This is a genomic window from Moorena sp. (genome assembly GCF_982860115.1).
This window is the reverse complement of sequence record NZ_CEYLVT010000015.1, coordinates 40371-60542: the sequence shown is the minus strand read 5'-3', so window position 1 is coordinate 60542 and position 20172 is coordinate 40371. Positions and strand designations below refer to the sequence as shown.

The window sequence follows — 20172 nt, the reverse complement described above, 5'->3', positions numbered from 1 at the left end:
GGTCATCTGCCTGGTCATCTGCCTGGTCATCTGCCTGGTCATCTGCCTGGTCATCAGTTGGGTCTTCGTTAGTTGGGTCTTCCTTTGCATCCTCTAACGTTGATGCTCGATACAGCAATGACTGCTTGGGTTGGGAAAAATAGACCGGTAAATTCGTGACTTCCTTATATTCAATATATCCCCAAGCTGTAGTTGTTTCCGATTCTAGACGCTGCCCAGCTTCATTGGTTTCTACAATTTGCTCCGGAACGAAATCCGGCGCAAAGGTCGGTTTTCCAGCTTCCAGATGCAGAATATTAAGCTGTTGACTCGACAGTTGAATGTATTCAATCCCCGCTAATCCACACAAAAAGTTATCTTCATCTCGTATCGAGAAGTCCTCTCCACTGGGGATAGGGGTACTCTCGTAATCGGGAACCGAGAGAGTATATTTCCCTTGGGGGACTAGATACAAAGGTGAACCAAAGATGCTATAATTCTGCCCTGGACGCTCTGCAAAGATTAGCCGACTGTCCCCATGACCATGGGGAGTGACATGGATGGAATATCCCAAATTAGTGCGATAACAAGAAGGCAAGGATAAATTAATAGTAGAGTTTCCTGGCTCTACAAAGGCAAAGTAAGTGCGATCGCCATTCAAAGGTTGGAGTGGATCTAGGGCACTATATAAGGTCAGATTTTGGCTACCATCCCCCTGCTGAGAATAATGGGAAGCAGCATCGCTATCTTCCCCCAAAAAGGGATATCGATGGCTAGAAATCAGGAAGTCCTGGTCGCTATTCAATCCTGCAAAACCAGACAAGGGGTCACTCGGGTCTAGTAAGGAGTTTGCGGATTTGAAAAACATCCGCAGGGTAACATCCAGATAAACTAGTTCCTCAAAAGAGGCTGTGCCAGGAGATCGGTTTTGCAAGGTCAGGGCAAAGCTCAGGCAACCGGCCAACTCTCCGCTAAAGGGCAATGCCATCGCTTCCCCTGCTTCATTGACCTCAATCCCTTTCAGTTGATGAGCACCATAACCTGTGGACAAATAAAACGGGTCACTTTTCGGTAATTCAGTGTCCGGTGATTCAGTCTCGGTGCTAGGGAGGTTGTGTAGAGACGGATCGGGGGCAAACACAAATCCGTCTTTGGTTGCGTTCAACTGACAAATTACACCACTAGCGATCGCTAATTCATAATTGCGGAAATTAAAAAAGGTCAGTCGCTCTACAGTATCTGTCGGGGAAAGGGTTAGGGCATGAAATCGCCAGCGAGAGACTAACTCCTCTGGGTTATCAATCCACAAAAACCGAGTATTGCGTACCGAAGGTGTAATCAGAAATTCACCAATGCGGTCGCTCAACACCGAAGGGTCTATAGCATCATTCCCCTCTAGAGCCGCTTTGAAAAATAGATATACTCCCGTCTTTATTGTCCAAGTTTCTTCCAGGGAAAGGGTTTGAGAACCTTCTATCGATCCTTCATTCACCCAAAAACCAATGCTATAGGGCAGGGTAGGGTTAACGGATTCAGATAAAACGTAGAGCGCCTGTGCTGTTGATTGGGTAAAGGTAGTCATCTGCTCACCCCCTACAGGACAATGCGATCGCCTTTGACCAGAGGCAAATCAAGCACCAGACTATTTTCGTCGAGGTAGATAAACCGATAGCTAGGTTCGTTAGACACCCCTTCGTGTAAAAGGCGACTCAACCTCGGTTTTCCGGTAGAGTTCAGTAGGGATTCTCCCAGGGATACTGACGGAATACTGACATGTTGCTCCATCAGTTGTCGTAAAGTCGTTCCCACCGGAACAAATACCGGTTGTTCCTGTAGCACCACCGTAATTTCTGGAATCACTGTTGCCCGTCCTCGGAAATAAAAGCTGGCAACGTTTGTCTTTTTATCCAGGTCTGTTACTGTTGTTGCCCCCATAATGGTTGCGGCCTGTTCGGGATCGAGGGAACCTGCAGAAGGAGCTGCCAAACTAGGATACACCAGCCGCAAGTAGGGTTTTTGATAGCCAACTTTAAAGGTATCCAGACTACTTCCAGCCCCTACCGTAGCAATATCTGTGGTGACATAGGGCTGAATTTGGGACAAAAACCCATCAAAATTAATCATTAGGTTAGTGCCATCCCGATAACTGTTGAGGCTATAGTAAGACGTGCCACTGCCCACAAACCCTGAATTAGCCGTATATTGGGCTGGATGAACAAACTGATAGTTTTGGTAATCGACCCGTAACCGCATTCCAGCTTGCAAATCCACTGAGCCATTAACGCTATCCAAGCCGTAGTAGTAGTAGAGAATTTCCTCAACCAACAACGGCATCCGTTCAGCAATGCGGGTTTTTACCAGGGTGAGGGTACCAGCAATCAGATTACTGTTGGTATCTAGTTGAGCAATAAAGTTGTCGTAATCGGTCTTAAGTTGATCTAGCCAATTTTCAGTGCTTTCCGGAGGAGTGATGGTCAGGGTGCAGCTTTGATCGGCATTTTCTGTAAGGGTAAAGATGCCTGTGGTGCTGGAGATGTTATTGGACTCCGCAGCAGTGTTGAATAACTGCGGCAATGTTGTGGTTTGGGTGATAGTAGCAGGGTCGTTGCCATTGCCCAAATAAATAACAGGTTTTTCCTCCACCACCGTAAAGTAGTAGTCCGCTTGATGGCGAAACTGTTGTGCAAAGATCACATCTATTTGGGAGTTTAACCTTGCCAAAATCGCTTCCAGGATGTGATTGGGAGTCAGCGGTGGGCGGACTAGGGTAAACTCCGGCACTGTAAAGGTGTTTACCGTCCCTGCTTGATCGGTCCAATCAAAGGTTCCAGAGACTTTTGCCAAAAAGCCTAACTCAGTCAGTTCCAGGATTACAGTGGCGTTCATCACTGATGCGATCGCTACCTGGTCGATAATCTTTTGGGAGGTACCGGGTTCAAAGATTGGACCTAAGGTAACTTCAAACGGTAGAGTTAAATTTCTTTGCCCTTCCAGGACAAACTGCTCATTGCGCCACCAGCCATGGAGTACAAGGTTTTCTCCCAACCAATTGCCCTTGAGAACAACTTTTCCATCGTCAATTCCCAGGGGGTCAAATTGACTCCGTTGTTGATCGTTACGAGCAAAGAGTAGCTTGAAATCTACCGTCCAATCAAATGGGCGATAATCCCTTAATTGGGGGAGTACTAGTTCAGGCACAGAGGTGATGGAAGACATCTGCCAGATCTCCCCGGTGCTATCTGATTTCAGGAATAGACACAACCCCTCTAGGGTATTAATTTGTCCTAATCCAATTTGAAAATCGAATTCCGGTGAATTGAGGGCAAGTTTACCCGGCGCATCCCCTTGAACTGCCGTAAAGGGAATTGACGTTTTCCATAACGTGCTATCCACTTGTCCCCATTTAAAGTACCAGCTTGGGGAGCTTCCAGCTTCTGATTCCCATTCCAGGGCAATCTTGGTGAAGTCAAACTCAGGAGTAACTTCCCGGATTTCAGAGGTGTCAACCTTAAGATTGAGCTTAGACTCTGAATAGTCCTCTACATCCGGCATACCCTCCAAAGTCAGTTGAGCAGTTAGGGGTTGGTTCAAAGGACTGGGCATATTAGTCAGCGTCAGGTTGCCCAAAATTTCAATAGTGGGGTAGTAGCGCTGGTAAATCGCCTCTGGAGTCAGGGCAGAGTCATAAATTGCCACCTCGTAGAGTTCCCCTTCCCAAGGGAAATCTTCATTCCTTGGGAAGTTGCCCCTGCGTTCGATAAATAAAACGTCATTTGCTAAAGCTAACTTAACAGCAGGGTCATTTGTCCAAGGATGAAGCTCCTCATCACCCCTGTTTTCCCGAGAAGAATCCTCCTCATCATCCCGACTTTCCCAACGATTATCGTCATCATCATCTCGACTTGGCCAACGATTACTCCTCTGAGTCCAATTTCTCCAACGATTACTCTGCTGATTCCAATTTCTCCAAAAATGACGCTCCTCATCATCGCTATTAATCCATTTAGAATTGTCTAGCTGCCCATTGAGATACACCTTGGCATTATCACTCTCATCCCCGAAGTTATTCTGTGAGAAAGTATAGACAACATAGGTTAGCTCGTCGGTTGTTACTGTGTCGGGACTTGTGGTCAGGATTTGCCAATATCGGTTTCTATCATTAGTGTTGGTGCGCAATAGCACACTATACTCGTCGTGATGGTACCAATCCCCCGACCAGCGATTGCCATAATCCTTTAGCCATTCTGAATCCCCTTGAGCGAGAGTCACATAGGGATTTTGAGGATCTTCGGATAGAGTAACGACTATAGCTGGGTATTTTTGACCCGTTTTGCTAGGTTTAATCCAGGTTGCAATAGTGATTTCGTTGCTCTCTTGGAGTGCCTTGATCAGTTTGCTAGCAGAACTTAGGTTTGCCGCTTCTAGGGTGGCATTTTCACTCTCGATCAAGCCATCTTTAACAGCAATAGACCCTAATCCCCACTCCACTGTTTCTGGCTCCGTTTGAATCCGTAAGTCGATGGCGGGTGCATCTTCGCTATTCCTCAAGGAGCAATCATAAACCCATTCTCCCGACTTTTCTCCAAACCAATAGAGCACCTGGGGTTGAAGAGGATTTGAACCAGGTTTCACCGTAAAAGTCGTCAACTCTAAATTGCCCCAGGGTTGAATCGGGATTTCCTGAGGATTATTAGGATTGTAATTAAAAATCAGTTCAGAGCCATCGCTCAACCCGGCCTCAAGGACAATATCTTGACCAGAGAAAACCGCCGTCACTGTTCCACTGACAGTAGCGGTTTCGGAATTAAGTTGCTGGGTAAAACTCAGATTTAAATCTTTGAAATAAGTTGAACCTTCGGGACTAAATCCAAAAGAGTCAGTCGATTGAACCCCTAACCTAAATGAATCGCTGTCGTAGGTTAGTTCAATATTATAAAATGCATCGAACGGTGAAGCAGGTAATCCCGGTAAAATTAGGTTAGCTTGATAAAGGCTCTTATCAAGGGATTCTCCAGGTTTGAGAATTTGTGCAACTGATGATTCGGCTAGAAACTCGGAGATTGTTTGTTTGCTATAGCGCTCTTTATCGAGTCCCTCAGGAATTGTAATCCAATAAATCTGGAAACCAGTCTGAGCATCAATCTCGTATTTAAAGTAGTACTCAGAACCTAGACTCAATAATGTTATAAATCCGTATGCGAGCATAAAAATTCCCTTGAATTCTATCTAAGGATTCAGCAACGTTGGTTATGGAATCAAACCAGGAGCAAGTGCAGTTTTATCAAGTTGAGCCGGTCTAGCTTGCTCAACATCTATCACAGACCACCCCTAAGTAGAGCATTTTTTTTACTAAACTTAATATTTACTAAACTTAATCAATTAGCCGATAAATTAGCAGTATTTTGCCAAGGATTCTTAGGCCGAGAGCCACTCCAGGTTTTTCCTGGATGTCCTTGCTGTCTGCATGGTTGACGTTTAGTTTTTTATGCTGTATCTTGTTTTTATTATTTCTGAGTTTCCGTTTTTTTTAGTAGGTCTGTTGATAGCGGTTTTGATTAAACTTTGCGTTCTAATTCTGCTACTTACAGGTAGTTGATCTATTTTTTGTTTCAGTTCTTCTATTGTTGCTTGCTGCTGAGCTATAGCCTTCGCTATAGTAATGAGCATTTCTACCACTCCCTCCTTCTACAACTGCTTTAATCGTTATATATCTAGTTTTTTCGGCTGGCATTTGGTCACGATTGCCATGCTATCTCTTTGTATCGCTCTTGTCAATACCCTACACCCTAAATCCTTACTTTAGTCGGAGAAAAAAAAATGACTTGGCAGGTATAACCACCGTGAGAAGTTGACATTTTGTTTCAAACATGTCTTTTATTTGCTAAACTTTGAACAGTAGAGCGAAACGATAAAACGTTGATTTTATTTTAGTAAATAACCAGTTAATAGACTGCTAAGTATTATAGAAAAATTAATAACGTTTACCAATAATAATATTGGCTTAGAAAAGTCTTATTAAAGCGTAGAGATACCCTAAAGAAAAAAAACCGGAATTATTCCTGAAATTATTGCCAAAGATTAGCTGTTGTAAGCATATGCGCTACTTCACAGGCTAGAAGCCTGTGCCACGCACGCTACGCGAACACCATTCAGTCGTCAGCTGAATGCTTAGAGTAAGCCAACTCAACGAAAGGGTAAAGACTCACAGTGATATCAAGTTGCGGTCAAACGTATAACTTCCTCTTCCACCAATATCCCCATCTCCCCATCTCCCCATCTCCCCATCTCCCCATCTCCCCATCTCTTTATCCAACCAATCTACTCTCTTTGAATGCAACTCGGTATAACGTGGAAATCCCCCAGCCCTCCGATTGTTCCCGCCGGGGGAGGATGCCAATGGAAACCATACCCTACAATGAGGGAGTTTTCCTATTTCATCAGCAAATTGGCTATATTGTTAATTTTTGTTAACTTTTTATAAGTTCTATGGTGAGATGCCCAGGAGATGTTAGTATCCGGTGTTTATGTATAAAAATTGTTAACGTGGATTAATGGGTGGAGAGATTTGGTGAGCCACTTAAGTCTAGAGCAAGAGGAGCAACTCCAGAAAATAGGGACCTATCTCAGCCAACTCAGGCAGGAGAAATCTATACCTATTGAGGAAGTCGCTGAGAAAACCTTTATTCGATTGCATATATTGCAAGCCCTTGAAGCAGGGCAATCGGAGCGGTTGCCCGAGCCAGTTTACATTCAAGGCTTCATTCGTCGGTATGCAGAGTTTTTGGGTCTAGATGGTCCAGGGATAGCCAAAACGTTTCCAGTTAATTCTGGATTTTCCTTAAAAACCGAGAACACCGATAATACCGATAATACCGATAATACCGACAACACCGACAACACCGACAACACTGAGTCTGGTGCCTTAGTCTTGTATACCGGTACCCCCTCACAACAGAACTCTGAGACTCCAAGCTCTCCTCAAAAGATTCCTAAGATTGTAGCCAAAAGCAAGACTGTTAAGACCGTAGCCAAAACCATAGAACCCTATTATCCTTACATCATAATCCTAAGCTTGGTCAGTGTTGCTGGTGGACTAATTTATCTACTCAACACCGTGTTCACCTATATCACTAATCAACAGATCGAAAACTCATCAGTTACTCAGGAGCAGACAACCCCAGATAAACCAGAACAACCAGCACCAGCCCCTAACCCAGAACCATTACCACCCCCCACACCCAAACCTTCCCCATCTAATCCATTAATTAAAGTACGCTTGAGTATTACAGAGCAATCTTGGGTACGAGTGGTAGTTGATGGCAAAATCGAGTTGGAAGAAACCTTACCCAAGGGATATCAGAAAACCTGGATTGCTAAACAAAAACTGACTGTTAGATCGGGGAATGCAGGAGGTGTTTTGTATAGTGTGGATCAACAGCAACCAAAATCCCTCGGGAAACGTGGTGCTATTGTACAGAGGAGTTTTAGCTTAGCTGCTCAGTAGATCAGTGGCAGTAGCTTGTAGGGTGGGCAAAAAGCGTTTGGTTCTTTTGAGTATTGTAAGCATATGCGCTACGCGCACGCTACGCGAACAGCCGTCAGCTATCAGCTATCAGGTAGCAGGCGCTTTAACTGCACGGGGTCGGATCAGTAAAACGAGCAGGGATTTTCAACCAGCCGTAGCAGCACCCCCCAGCTTGTTTACTACCTCCCGTTGATTAGCTGACGGCTGAGGGCTGATAGCTGTTCGCGTAGCGTGCGCGTAGCGCATATGCTTACTGAGTATTCATGATTAGATACTTTGCCCACCCTACTGGAATTGGTATTTTTTTTCTATCAAATACAAACCCTATAAAAGAGTAAGCTCAATCACTAGATCGTTAAAGTCGCGATCGCTTTCTTCACTGTCATTACCACTTAAATCTTCAAAGGCGAATGTGAATGTGTTGTCACTGCTATTTCCAAGTTCAAGGATGTGGCTCATGCCATCACTGTTAGCAGCGGTGAACGCAAAGAATACGTCAGCATCGCCATTTTCTACATCATCCAAATCCCCATCTGTAACTAAGTAGGGAGCTAGGATAGATCCACCCGGTAGAGTAACATCAAAATTCACCGTGGTCAAGTTTTCATCTACGTTGAAATCAACCACGCTGGCATCAATAGCCGCTTCTGCATAACCCTCTTGGCCAGGCGTAAAAGATTGACCCGTGATCGAATCAATTATCGTTCCCTGTTGATCAGCAATTACATAAAAGCCAATTAAATTGTCATAGTCCGCCTCTCTAGTCACAGTTGCTGTAGCTTGTCCCGACAAACCGGTTAAATCTAGCAGTCCATCAGAGGAGGGATTGTTGTCGGAGCTGATTATAAAGGCATTGTCTGGAATTGTAGTAATTTCGGTGTTGAGCTTGATAATGTCAGCAAAGGTCACTTCTTTTATTGCTGCAATTTCCTCTTGGGTAAAGAAACCGCCATCTTGAATCGGTCTCTCGAACCAGAAGCGGTCAGCATCCCGTATCCGCTCGTATTGCTCCCATAGCATGGCTTGAATAGTTTCTCCGGCACCGGATACAGCAACAGCATCTTCTGCAAACAGCCCAATCAATAAGTCGATATCTTCTACAGTGTTGTAGAGGTTTTCGAGAGTATTTGCTAACTCTGAATTTGAAGTAATTTCCTCAAAAGTGGTTACTCGTGGTAGACCGAGACTGGTTCGCACTTGGTTATAGTCAGCCAAACCATGATCTCTTCCCCGTTGCTGATTAGCAGAGTAAAGGTCAAATCCGATCGCTCCTGGTACTAAAGCATTGCGCAGGTCAAAAACTATATTAGTATCAACATCTTCAGTAATTGTTTGACTCGCACCGCGCAAGATATTATCTATATCGCTACTATCATTAATATTCGGTGAACTAAATGTGCTCAGTAATGGCAAACTGGTGAGATTACCATCAGCATCAATAGTGTCGATACGGTTATTAGTTTGGGTATGACCAACACGAAGACCAGCAGCAGCAAATTCACTAGTGATTTCTGGAGTTTGATTAGAGTTATACCCACTGTAGTCAGTGATCACATTACCCAGCATCAGGGGGAGCCACTCGTAGATAACAATATTTGCATATTGGGCAATGTTAATCTGGCGAGCGCGTTGATATATCTGCTCATCTGTCCAGTCAGTATGAAACCGATAAAGTTCTTGGGCAAGGCGGTTGTGGTTACGCATCCAGAGGGTATGCTGGGATGCCAAACTATCATTCTCGTTAACTCGTGTATCCCCCGCTAGAAAACCCACATCCATAAAAGCGCCTTTACCACTGATCAGTTCTCCATCAGCACCTGTGATGTTAAGGGGTAACAAGTCGTCATTAGTGGTAACTGTTTCATCTGAAAAGACGTTGAGGCGACCTTCTGAAAAAGCACGAATTGCTTGATATTCTTCTTCCGTAGACCCATAAACTACAGAAAGATCAAGCCAAGAGGTAACAATATTAATGGCTTGTCCTGGGCTCCCAGAGACTCCAGTACCGCTTAAAAACGCATCCCGTTCAAAGTCAAACTGCAAGCCACCATCTGCTTGTATAGAAATTTCTTGAGTGGGAGGAGTGTTTGGTGGAAAATTCGGGTCATCGGCGGGAATATCAATGGGGAAATTGAGTGATTCTAACCGGTTTTCGTTCTGTTCTTTTGACCCATTGGCTGCTAAATCAGTGTCGTGGTTGACGAACTGACCAAAAGCCCAAATGAAAGCACTTAAGTCATTACTATTGGGATCAGACTCTCCTTCTTCTAAGTTAGAGGTGGCATTGCTGATCACTCGGGTACTAGGGCGATCGGGTGGGTTAAGCAATACAAAGGGCGCATCAGATACATTGCTTAAGCCCTCTGTATTCGATATAACATTCAATCCCAATCCATTTAATCGGTCTGCTTCGGCTTGGGTAAATATGGGAATGGGTTGGCGAGTAACAGTATTGCCATCTATACCGATCAGAGCATTGCCTTCTGCATCAAATGCGATACCCGCCGGTGACTGGATTCCGTCTTCATACTCAATTGGAGACAAACGCAGCAAAGGCGTATTAGGGGTACCCAAAGAGACTTGGTCTAAATTATTCCTACTGCCGTCGATCCGGCGAATGGTAATCCCTTCATCGTTTACAACTAATGTGCTATCGGCAAATGGGTCTCGTTGAAGAACAGTGTTGAGATTTGTCATAACATTACATTTAAATAAACCTAAGGCTTATCTATAAGAGTTCCCAATCGTAAGGAAAAAATCCTAGAGGTTACGTTAAATTAGGATGTTTTGTTGTACAGCTGACACCAGACTATTGACCTAAAAGCATTGCTATTTTTAGGTAGTTTTATGGTTGACCTCTAGGGTTGACTGTGGTTAGCTGATAAACGTCACGAATAAATAGTCTGCTCACGGGGTGACAACAAAGCTCAAACCTAGATAGGTGTTGGGTTTTAGGTTTTAGGTGTTGGGGAAAATGAGCGCATCGGAGTGATTTGTATTTCCCAGCAATTGAAGCAATTTTTACCAATTCAACTTCATTGATAGTTTTAATCAATCCATCCCGCCAGGGCAATCTTCCCTAAAACCTAACCCCTAAAACCTAACCCCTGTAAGATTGTCAATTAGCTTGTCACCCCCTGAGAATATTCTGTTACCTTTAGAGCTTCTGAAAGCTTAGACTATAGATTTAATAATTGCTAAATCATTTTATATATTTTTTTTTTCATCTAGATTGAGTCATAAACTAAAGTAGTTTAACAGGTTTGATCGGATACCAATTTAAGTTACTCTGAGAGGATTGTAAATACTTTTTTAGACTCTATACCAAATCTTTAAATCTCTGATTAGATGTATTTGATACGTTTACATTTACTACTTTTTTTGCCTTATAAGAGCTTTCTAGCAAGGAACAGGTGACCGAAAAAAATCTGTGTCCCTAATAGTTATAAAAACGCTGCAGCTGATAGCTTATAGTTTACATACAAAGCTATCCCGTAGCATTTCTTTCAGATTATCGCTTTTTTTAGGTGTAATTTTTATTATAATTTTTAGCGCATAACGACCTTTGATTAAATAAAAACAAACCTGAAACTATTTTGCCTATTGCCTATTGACTATTGCCTATTGCCTATTGCCTATTGCCTATTGCCTATTGCCTATTGCCTATTGCCTCTTGCCTATTGCCTATTGCCTTTTGCCTCTTGCCTTTTGCCTCTTGCCTTTTGCCTTTTGCCTCTTGCCTCTTGCCTTCTACCTTCTGCCTTGCATCCAATACATTTTTATTGTTGCCAACGGATGTGGTATGATTATTATTTGACTTAGATAAACTAAAAAAAATATAAAGACAAGGCTTCAATAAAATTTACAAGAATCCCCGATAGTCTTCATCCCCGTCTCTTTAGAGCGGGGATGAAGACTCGCAGCGGCCTTTAGCCGCCGTGAAGAAGTTTTAGTTATGACTTGACAAATTACGCTAGGCGTGTTAGCGTAATAATATATCGATTGAGGTCGAGATTCGTTCGCGTAGCGTGACCAAAGGTCAAGGTCAATGATTATAATTGAGTTTAAGGTATACGGCAAAACCCATCAATATCAAGCTATTGATCAAGCTATTCGGACGGTTAAATTTATCCGGAATAGTTGCATTCGTTTATGGATGGACAACAAAGGAACGGGTAAATACGACCTTAGCAAATACAGCAAAATATTAGCTAAAGAGTTCCCATTTGCTAATGAATTGAACTCAACTGCCCGGCAAGCTGCGGCTGAAAGGGCGTGGTCATCGATTTCTCGCTTCTTTGAGAACTGCAAGAAAAAAGTACCTGGAAAGAAGGGTTATCCAAAGTTTCAAAAACATTGCAGGTCAGTCGAGTATAAACAGTCAGGATGGAAGCTGTCCCCTGACAAGAAGTCGATAACCTTCAGTGATAAGAAAGGAATTGGGAAGCTAAAACTCAAGGGCACCTGGGACTTGTGGCGTTTTGACAAAAAACTGATCAAACGAGTTCGTATTATTAAAAGGGCGGACGGTTACTATGTTCAGTTTTGCATCTCTGTCGATGTAGAAGAACAATTAGAGCCGGTTGACGCCACCGTGGGATTGGATGTAGGGCTAAAAGAATTCTACACTGATTCTAGGGGAAACACAGAACCCAATCCTCGCTTTTATAGAGCAGGGGAAAGACGCCTAAAGTTTTATCAGCGCCGAGTATCTCGGAAAAAGAAAGGCTCATCTAACCGTAATAAAGCCGTTAATAGATTAGGTAGACATCATCTCAAAATAAGTAGGCAGCGTGAAGAACATGCCAAGAGACTGGCACGTTGCGTAATCCGGTCTAACGACCTGGTCGCCTATGAAGATTTGAGGGTAAAGAACTTAGTTAAGAACCACTGTTTAGCCAAGTCTATTAATGATGCTGGTTGGTATCAATTTAGAAAATGGTTAGAGCATTTTGGCCAAAAGTTTGGCAAAGTCACCGTTGCGGTGAATCCTGCTTATACAAGCCAGAACTGCTCAGAATGCGGCGAGGTAGTCAAGAAGTCACTATCAACCAGGACTCACGTCTGTGAATGTGGTTGCGAACTAGACCGTGACCACAACGCCGCAATCAATATTCTGAAAAGAGCTTTGGGTACGGTGGGGCACACCGGAACCTGGATTGACCGTAGGTCACGCTACGCGAACATAGATCCAAACGCTTCAGGAGAATCAACCTCTACTCTTTCTGGTTCCGACCTGACTGAGCAAGTTGGCTCGTTGAATGAAGAATCCCCGCGTATGCGCGACCGGGGAGTGTCAAAAAAATCCTAACTCAAGGGGTGACTGGACTTGACGGCTTAAGTTCACTAACGTCACTTGTTTAACTTAGGCGAATCGGTCAGACTTGTTTTCGCTGCATCGCTTTTGCAAAAACACTAGGCTGGAATACGGAAAGCCCTATTATCTCCTTAGTTGAGTGATCCATTTACAAAATATGGGAGCTAGCAAAATTGAATTTGGTGTTTCTACAGGTGCGCTTATGCAGGTAACAAACCAAGGTTTTGATGGCCAATGGCGGGAAAATGCAGAAAACGAATCTACCGCTACTTGGGTGGAGCCCCTCCTGGAAAAACTGTCTACTGGAGACCGCACCGCCTTTTGGCCACTTTGGGAACAGTATCAAGATTATCTTTACCATCGCGCTCTGCAGCTGGATGGGGGGTAATCGGTTCCAAGCCCAAGATGCTCTTTCTGAGATTATGCTCAAGGCTTGGGAAAAATTGCCCAAATTTTCCGCAAAGATTACCAATCTCAAGGGATGGCTGACTAAATTTGCCCATAACTTCTGTATAGACCGCCATCGAGAAAACAACTCTGGGGCAATAGGGGTAGAAAACCTGGAAGCGATGAAGCGTTCGCGTAGCGTGGCCTACGGCCTCAGCTTCCGCTAAAAGCGATTAGCCCGAAGGGCTACGCTACGCGATCGCAGTGGCAGAGGGCAATGGCTTGGTTACTGAATTTGATACCCCAGAAAAGCTTGTAGAAAAGAGGGTAATTATTCGGAGATCAAATTAGAGACAACGGCAGAGGAAATAACGTCACTGGTAGAGCAAGAATCTGTTGCAGCAAAGGTAATCTCTATTAAAAAAGCTCCTAATCCTCCATCAACTAACCTAAGCGATAGCAATACTTGCCCGATGGATTGGGTAAAAACGCGATCGCTCAAACCAATGGTATAATAGGATTTCCAGACAAACCCACCAACTTTAACTTGCATAAAATAGCAACAATAAACAGCAATCAGAAAAAACATGAATACAATCAAAACTAGCCTCAGCAAAGTGTTAACTTTAGCCGTAGTAGCACTGACTGTACTATTCAGCTTTGCTGTTAATCCTGGTGTGGCCCAAGCCGACGGGTATTGCTGCGGAGGAAAGGTCACTTACCTGCAAAATCCCGATGAGCACTTTTGCGTAGTTGAAGTTACTCCTGATTATGACTATATGCTTGCTAAACTACATAACAAATCTTGCAAGCAAGTAAAAGTAAGAGACTCAGCTATGCACCAGTCAACCGTCATAGACCCAAATGAGGATATAACCCTGCCCCTGCCTGAGTATGGTGCCTTCTTTCTAGTGGAAGGAAACGGACCAGTGGACTTTGAGTGCGAATGATAAAAGCAGCAAGCCGGTACACGAGGTAATCAATTATTTCAGCTAATTTTTACCTGAAATAACCACACCCTTAGAAATTGATTATCTTTGGCATAGCCGCTCAATAGGTTGCAAGTCTTAACCACTCCAAGGTATCTGTAAGCCAAGGAGTGAGAGGTACTAAACTAAAACATCAAAACCCCGAGAGATTCTAGTAATGTAGATCTGGTCGGGGTGTTTTTGTATTTTAAATGGACAACAGTTTATGCCATTGATTACCAAAAACCATCGAGTCTTAGAACAAAATTAGGCAAAATTGGTTCTCCTAATAATTGATTAGGCTTCTCTAACACTTGTTTGGGTTGCCCACACTGATAAATCTCTACTTGCTTGGCTAATCGGTTGAATAACCAACCCAATTTCACCCCATTATCTAAGTATTCCTGCATTTTTAGTTGGGCTGGTTTCAGGTTGTCGGTGGGAGACATTAATTCGATCACAAAATCTGGTGCTAGGGGTGGAAATTTTTCCCGTTGTGCCAGTGTCAGAGCCTCCCATCTTTCCCGCTTAACCCAAGCTACATCGGGTGAACGATCAGCTCCATTGGGTAACTGAAATCCTGTGGATGAGTCAAACACTATTCCTAGTTGAGATTGTTCATTCCAGATTCCCAAACGAATCAGGAGATTAGCATTTCTTGCTCCTGTCTCTCCACCAGTTGGAGCCATAATTACCAAATCGCCTTCTACGGTTCGCTCTAGTTTCCAGTCGGGATTAGCACAACATAGGTCGTAAAACTGTTGGGATGTTAATCTGGCATTTTCTGGCATCCTCAAGATTGATTGTGTCATGAGCAAAGGGAACAGGGAATAGGGAACAGGGAACAGGGAAGACAATCCTGTGTAGCTGATAGTTATGCAAACTGCTGTAACTATATTAGTTATTATAGCAATTCTACACAATTTTTATAATTGCTATATTTCATAACATTGCTGTTTTTTATTAATCATAAAACTACCCAAAAAAAACTTTTTAAAAACCCTTGACAAATAAAAATATAATCATTACAATAATCATTAAGTAACCACAATGAGTTCAATTGTTAAATTATGCGACAAGGATTTACTCAAAACTTCAAAAAACAACTTGCTCAGCACACTCTGAAAGGGTCTCGGGAAGCAGTAATTTATAGCATGCACACCATGTATGCCCTAGGCTATGCAGAGATTTGCGAATGGACTCCTCTGGAGCCGACTGACGTGCCAGGTGAAGTGATGACTACACTCAACAAGTATTGGCTGTTGCCATAACACCTTAAATTTCTGGGGGGGTTTCCCCCCACTGAAAAATTCCGGTCTGCTCAAATAGGATCACATCAGGTTAGGTTTGGTAACTGAGTGATATAGGAATGCAGCGCACCTAAAACAATTTCAACGGACTTATTGTGGAGTTGAAATAGCCGTGGAAATACTATCCACGGCTATTTTTTTTATTTTTGGTAGCGCTGTTGATTCGATTAATTGAGAAACCCTATAGTCTAAAAAGACAAGCGGCTGGGAAAATCAAATATTCCAGGAAAAAGAGTTTCCAGATAAACTGATAAAAACTAGCGATCGCATTTTTATCTTCCAAGTCTACCTGGTAAGAGCGCCACCACATTACTGCCAATGCGATCAGATGGGTTCCTACCAAGAAGACGATATTTACTGAACCGAGGAGCAGCAGACTAGCTAGCACCATCGCCAGATAGCAAGCAGTAATCACCCCCCGTGCTATATTAAATACCGCCAATTTACCGAGGCGGATGGTAAAGGTGGTGATATTGAAACGCTTATCCCCATCGATATCTGGGACATCTTTGAATATTGCGATCGCAACGGAAAAGACTAAGATAAACCAGGTCAATGCCCACACTGCTGCGGTAGGCATCATCACTTGTCCCTGTTGCAATGCCCAACTAAAGTGTAAAAACAGACCTAAATTAACGATTGCTCCCCGCACTGAAAAAATACATAGCGCTGCCCAAAAGGGAAACCGCTTCAGGCGGATCGGTGGCAAGGAATAGCATGTACCAATTGCCAAACTAATACTGACCATCAACAACAACCACGGTCCCAATAACCAAGCAAACAGTAGCGCTAGGATACCAGTTACCGCCACAATCCCCTGGCCGAGTTGCAGAGAAAACTCCCCTGCCGCAATGGGAAGATGGGGTTTATTAATCCGGTCAATCTCCACATCGTGGACTTGATTTAGTCCTACGATATAGACATTACCGCACAAACAAGCAATCCAAGCTCCCAGCACTTGACCGAACCCTTGCCAAGTCCAACCACTGTTAGTCATGGACACAGCAATGAGATAGAGGGCAAAAACACTAAAACTCGTCCCAATAATCGTATGGGGACGAGAAAATTTCCAGAAACTGTACAGCCAAGCGGCTGGTTGCTCTAATAGATTAATCGAGGAAGGAGTAGATGCTTTAGAGGAAATCTGACTCATGGATTAGGTTAATAGTATTAGGGATTAGGGCTTAGAGTAATAGTTAATGGTTTCAGTAGTTATATCATCTCAGGATAATTACCCTTAATGAAAATCTCCCCATCTCCCGACCCTATCCCTAATCCCTAAAGCCCTACACCTGTACCGGCGTCCGATAATCTCTTCTCTCCTCGAAATTCCCTGCTGGTTCTTCCTCAAGGTTGGTAATCAAACGAACCCCGCGCTTAAAGGTAAGGTAATGCCATGCCCACTGAATCATTACCAGCAACTTGTTATCAAACTCAATCAGGAAGAAGATGTGGATGAAAATCCAGGCCAGCCAAGCGGGGAAACCAGAGAACTTAACAAACCCCAAATCCACTACTGCGGCATTCCGTCCAATCACCGCTAAATTGCCATAATCCTGGTAATGGAAATCCGCTACTGTCTCCTCCTTAAGGCGCTTCTGAATTAGAGTAGAAACATACTTCCCTTGTTGCATCGCCACTGGCGCAACTCCTGGTAGGGGCTTACCAGTTTGATGAGAGAAATTCGCCAAATCACCAATCACAAAAATATCCGGATGTCCGGCCAAGCTCATATCCGGTTGTACTATCACCCGTCCAGCCCGGTCTAACTCCGCACCAGTAGCCTCTGCCAGCGCCTTGCCCATAGCAGACGCTTTCATCCCTGCTGCCCACAGAACAGTTTTGGCGTTAATTTCCTCTACCTGCTCTCCTCGACGCATGGTAATTATATCGTTATCAATATTAGTAACTAGGGTCTTTGTCTGTACTGTTACTCCTAACCGTTCCAGAGAATTTTGGGCTTTTACTGATAACTCCGGTGGGTAAGGAGGCAAAATCCGATCCATCCCTTCCAACAGCAAAATCTTCGCTTCGGACGTATCAATGTCGCGGAAGTCATCTTTTAAGGTGTTGTAGGCCAATTCTGCCATCGCCCCAGCTAATTCCACTCCAGTTGGTCCGCCTCCTACCAACACAAAGGTCAACCAAGCGCGACGTTTGTCGGGGTCAGTTTCTTTTTCTGCGGCTTCAAAGGCAGAATAAATGCGACGTCTAATGTCTAGGGCATCTTCAATGGTTTTCAAACCAGGAGCGTCTTTTGCCCATTGATCATTACCGAAGTAGTGGTGGCTAACGCCAGTGGCCACGATCAGGGAGTCGTAAGATAGTTCTTTGTCTGCTAGTTGAACGGTTTTCTGGTTTGGGTCAAGACCAATTACTTTCCCCATCAGCACTTGAGTATTTTTCTGGTGACTCAGGATTGCCCGCAGGGGTGAGGAAATATCACCAGCGGATAAGCCCCCTGTAGCCACTTGGTAGAGTAGGGGCTGGAACAAATGAAAGTTCCGTTTATCGATTAGAGTTACTTTCACTGGTGCCTTTCTCAGAGCCTGAGCAGCATAGAGTCCACCAAATCCGCCACCAACAATGACCACATGGTGAGGAGTAGTGGTCTTTGCTTCATTAACTATAGAACTAACCATAGAACTAACCATAGAATGTCTTACCTCTCCTGAATTTATTTACGATTGATTACGAATAACGTCCCTGCCTTCACCGTAGACCTTTTGTAAAAGTCAGTTTTTAGGAGGTAACTATCGTAGTTATCACCCTGTTGTTGGCTACTTATGCAACAGATCTCGTCTTTCCCGAGGCTTCTTAATATAACTTAACATTAAAAACTATTAAATGTATCGTGAAAACCACCCAATTTCATAATAAAATTATAAGTTTAATTTTTAGTTAATATAAGATCCCCAAAACAAGCTCAAGCTGGATTGTCAATCCTGGTAATTGTCAGGGTTTGGTAACAGTTGGTTTTTATTCGAGTCAGTGTGATGCACATTGGATTTCTAAACCCTCACGGTAATTTTGACCATAAAAATAGCTACATTAGCGAACATCCCGATTTCGGTGGTCAGTTGGTCTATGTCAGGCAAGTCGCAGATGCGATCGCAAAACAAGGTCACCAAGTAGATATTCTCACCCGCCAAATCCTTGATCCGGATTGGCCAGAATTTGCCGAGACCTTTGATGGCTATGGGAGTGTAGACAACCTCCGGATTATCCGATTGCCAGCCGGACCAAAACAGTTCCTACGCAAAGAATTGTTGTGGCCCTATCTGGTCAAAGACTGGGTAGCAAACATCCTGGAATTTTATCGAGAGGAAGGTAAGTTCCCCGATATCATGACTACCCACTACGGTGATGGGGGAGTGTGTGGGGTGCTGATTGAGCAACAGACAGGGATACCTTTTACTTTCACAGGTCATTCCCTGGGGGCTCAAAAAATGGATAAACTCCAAGTCACTCCTGAGAATCTGGCTCAAATCGATCAGTATTACAATTTCCGATACCGGATCCTAGCGGAACGGTTGAGCATGAATCACTCAGCCCTCAATATTACTAATACGGCACAAGAGCGCTTCCAACAGTACAGTCATCATGCTTATCGTGGAGCAGTCGATATAGAAGATGATCATCGATTTGCCGTCATTGCACCGGGAGTGAATAGCTCTGTGTTTGGTTCCGATGCGATCGCTCATAATGAACAAGCGACTTATCAACTGATTGAAGACCGATTGCGCAGAGACATCAGTGAGTCACGGCGCAATCTACCGGCTATCTTGGCATCCAGTCGTTTAGACCCCAAGAAAAACCTTCTAGGTTTGGTGCAAGCCTTTGCTGACGATGTGATCATCCAAGAGAAAGCCAATGTCGTGCTGATTACTGGTGGATTGGATAACCCTTTGCAAGAAAAAGTCCACGATCAACAGACCGAAAAACTAGTAATCGGTCCCATCCGGGAAGTAGTACAAGAAAAAAATTTGTGGGGTAAAATTAGCGCTTTTTCAGTACCCGATCAACCAGCACTAGCCGCTTCCTATCGCTATTTTGCTCAGCGTGGTTCGGTGTTTACTCTTACCTCTTTGTTTGAACCCTTTGGTCTTGCTCCTTTAGAAGCAGCAGCGGCTGGATTACCGATAGTGGTAACAAAAAATAGTGGTGTTGGTGAAAGTCTAAAAGTAGGCGATGAAGACTATGGGATGTTAGTTGATCCCAGTGATCCAGCAGATATTGCTAGAGGAATCAGGGAAATACTTTGTGATCAACACCTGTGGCAAAATTTACAGAAACGTTGTCAGCAGTATGTTTTGGACTATTACACCTGGGATAGCACCGCTTTCAACTACTTGAGCCGAATCAAACAAATTCTTTCTCAACCATCAGCAAATCCTGCGGCTGAGTTACTTCCGATCCATTCTTATTTCCGTGCTCCACAGCCAGAGAATGATATTTCTTTGGAAGAATTGAGCGACTGGTATTTTGTTTAGGATTAGTTGTAGGGCTTTTATCCAAACTTTCAAGTCTCTAGAATCTCGAACTATAAAATTCTCTCGACAGAGATTTATTTTAAGCTGTTCGTCTAGCGTGAACCTGTGGCTGACGGCTGACAGCACCTCAAGTAGCGTGGCCTAAGGCTAACGGTTAAATGCTTACAAACCAACCCATTTTTTGTTGGCTGAA

At 43.8% G+C, this 20172-nt stretch carries 16 protein-coding genes; 8 read left to right on the top strand and 8 right to left on the bottom strand.

Annotation, left to right across the window (positions count from 1 at the left end; translation table 11 throughout):
• The 3 genes from AC4II3_RS04845 to AC4II3_RS04835 all read right to left on the bottom strand — a co-directional run.
• On the bottom strand, positions 1–1561 hold a 1561-nt coding region (locus AC4II3_RS04845; protein WP_488029232.1), incomplete at its 3' end, for a hypothetical protein.
• 11 nt (positions 1562–1572) lie between these two features.
• A complete protein-coding gene (locus AC4II3_RS04840; RefSeq protein ID WP_488009072.1) occupies positions 1573–5184 on the bottom strand; it encodes a LamG-like jellyroll fold domain-containing protein in 3612 nt (1203 codons plus the stop codon).
• 270 nt (positions 5185–5454) lie between these two features.
• On the bottom strand, positions 5455–5646 hold the full coding sequence (locus AC4II3_RS04835) for a hypothetical protein (RefSeq protein ID WP_488009070.1): 192 nt from the start codon (positions 5644–5646) through the stop codon (positions 5455–5457).
• 901 nt (positions 5647–6547) lie between these two features.
• Between AC4II3_RS04835 and AC4II3_RS04830 the strand changes: the two genes are divergently transcribed.
• Positions 6548–7483 carry a helix-turn-helix domain-containing protein gene (locus tag AC4II3_RS04830; RefSeq protein WP_488009068.1) on the top strand — a complete coding sequence of 312 codons (936 nt, stop codon included), beginning with the start codon at positions 6548–6550 and terminating at the stop codon, positions 7481–7483.
• A 345-nt stretch (positions 7484–7828) separates the two neighbouring features.
• On the opposite strand, the gene AC4II3_RS04825 is transcribed toward AC4II3_RS04830, so the two are convergent.
• A complete protein-coding gene (locus AC4II3_RS04825; protein WP_488009066.1) occupies positions 7829–10201 on the bottom strand; it encodes a peroxidase family protein in 2373 nt (790 codons plus the stop codon).
• 920 nt (positions 10202–11121) lie between these two features.
• Here AC4II3_RS04825 and AC4II3_RS04820 point away from each other — a divergent pair.
• The 4 genes from AC4II3_RS04820 to AC4II3_RS04805 all read left to right on the top strand — a co-directional run bounded on the left by AC4II3_RS04820 (position 11122) and on the right by AC4II3_RS04805 (position 13435).
• The gene (locus AC4II3_RS04820) at positions 11122–11310 is read left to right on the top strand and encodes a hypothetical protein (protein WP_490722778.1); all 189 of its coding nucleotides are present in this window, start codon (positions 11122–11124) and stop codon (positions 11308–11310) included.
• A 242-nt stretch (positions 11311–11552) separates the two neighbouring features.
• Entirely contained in the window at positions 11553–12815 is a 1263-nt protein-coding gene (locus tag AC4II3_RS04815; protein WP_488029234.1) for an RNA-guided endonuclease InsQ/TnpB family protein, read from the top strand.
• Positions 12816–13023: 208 nt separating this feature from the next.
• A complete protein-coding gene (locus AC4II3_RS04810; protein ID WP_488010351.1) occupies positions 13024–13209 on the top strand; it encodes a hypothetical protein in 186 nt (61 codons plus the stop codon).
• A complete protein-coding gene (locus tag AC4II3_RS04805) occupies positions 13199–13435 on the top strand; it encodes an RNA polymerase sigma factor (RefSeq protein WP_488010352.1) in 237 nt (78 codons plus the stop codon). Before AC4II3_RS04810 ends, AC4II3_RS04805 begins: the two co-directional genes overlap by 11 nt.
• 104 nt (positions 13436–13539) lie before the next feature.
• Here the strand turns inward: AC4II3_RS04805 and AC4II3_RS04800 are convergent, their stop codons facing one another.
• The gene (locus tag AC4II3_RS04800; RefSeq protein ID WP_488010353.1) at positions 13540–13761 is read right to left on the bottom strand and encodes a hypothetical protein; all 222 of its coding nucleotides are present in this window, start codon (positions 13759–13761) and stop codon (positions 13540–13542) included.
• Positions 13762–13795: 34 nt separating this feature from the next.
• Here AC4II3_RS04800 and AC4II3_RS04795 point away from each other — a divergent pair, with 34 nt between their 5' ends.
• Positions 13796–14158: a hypothetical protein gene (locus tag AC4II3_RS04795; RefSeq protein ID WP_488010354.1), complete on the top strand. Its 363-nt coding sequence runs from the start codon at positions 13796–13798 to the stop codon at positions 14156–14158.
• 254 nt (positions 14159–14412) lie between these two features.
• Here AC4II3_RS04795 and AC4II3_RS04790 read toward each other — a convergent pair whose 3' ends face one another.
• A complete protein-coding gene (locus AC4II3_RS04790; protein WP_488010355.1) occupies positions 14413–14988 on the bottom strand; it encodes a Uma2 family endonuclease in 576 nt (191 codons plus the stop codon).
• 258 nt (positions 14989–15246) lie between these two features.
• Between AC4II3_RS04790 and AC4II3_RS04785 the strand changes: the two genes are divergently transcribed.
• Complete coding sequence (locus AC4II3_RS04785; RefSeq protein ID WP_488010356.1) at positions 15247–15447, top strand: hypothetical protein; 201 nt, start codon at positions 15247–15249, stop codon at positions 15445–15447.
• A 220-nt stretch (positions 15448–15667) separates the two neighbouring features.
• On the opposite strand, the gene AC4II3_RS04780 is transcribed toward AC4II3_RS04785, so the two are convergent.
• A complete protein-coding gene (locus tag AC4II3_RS04780; protein WP_488010357.1) occupies positions 15668–16639 on the bottom strand; it encodes a homogentisate phytyltransferase in 972 nt (323 codons plus the stop codon).
• A 133-nt stretch (positions 16640–16772) separates the two neighbouring features.
• The gene (locus tag AC4II3_RS04775) at positions 16773–18140 is read right to left on the bottom strand and encodes an NAD(P)/FAD-dependent oxidoreductase (RefSeq protein WP_488010358.1); all 1368 of its coding nucleotides are present in this window, start codon (positions 18138–18140) and stop codon (positions 16773–16775) included.
• 342 nt (positions 18141–18482) lie between these two features.
• Here AC4II3_RS04775 and AC4II3_RS04770 point away from each other — a divergent pair, with 342 nt between their 5' ends.
• Positions 18483–19979, top strand: coding sequence for a glycosyltransferase (locus tag AC4II3_RS04770; protein WP_488010359.1), 1497 nt, complete (start codon positions 18483–18485; stop codon positions 19977–19979).
• The last annotated feature ends 193 nt before the right edge of the window (positions 19980–20172 follow it).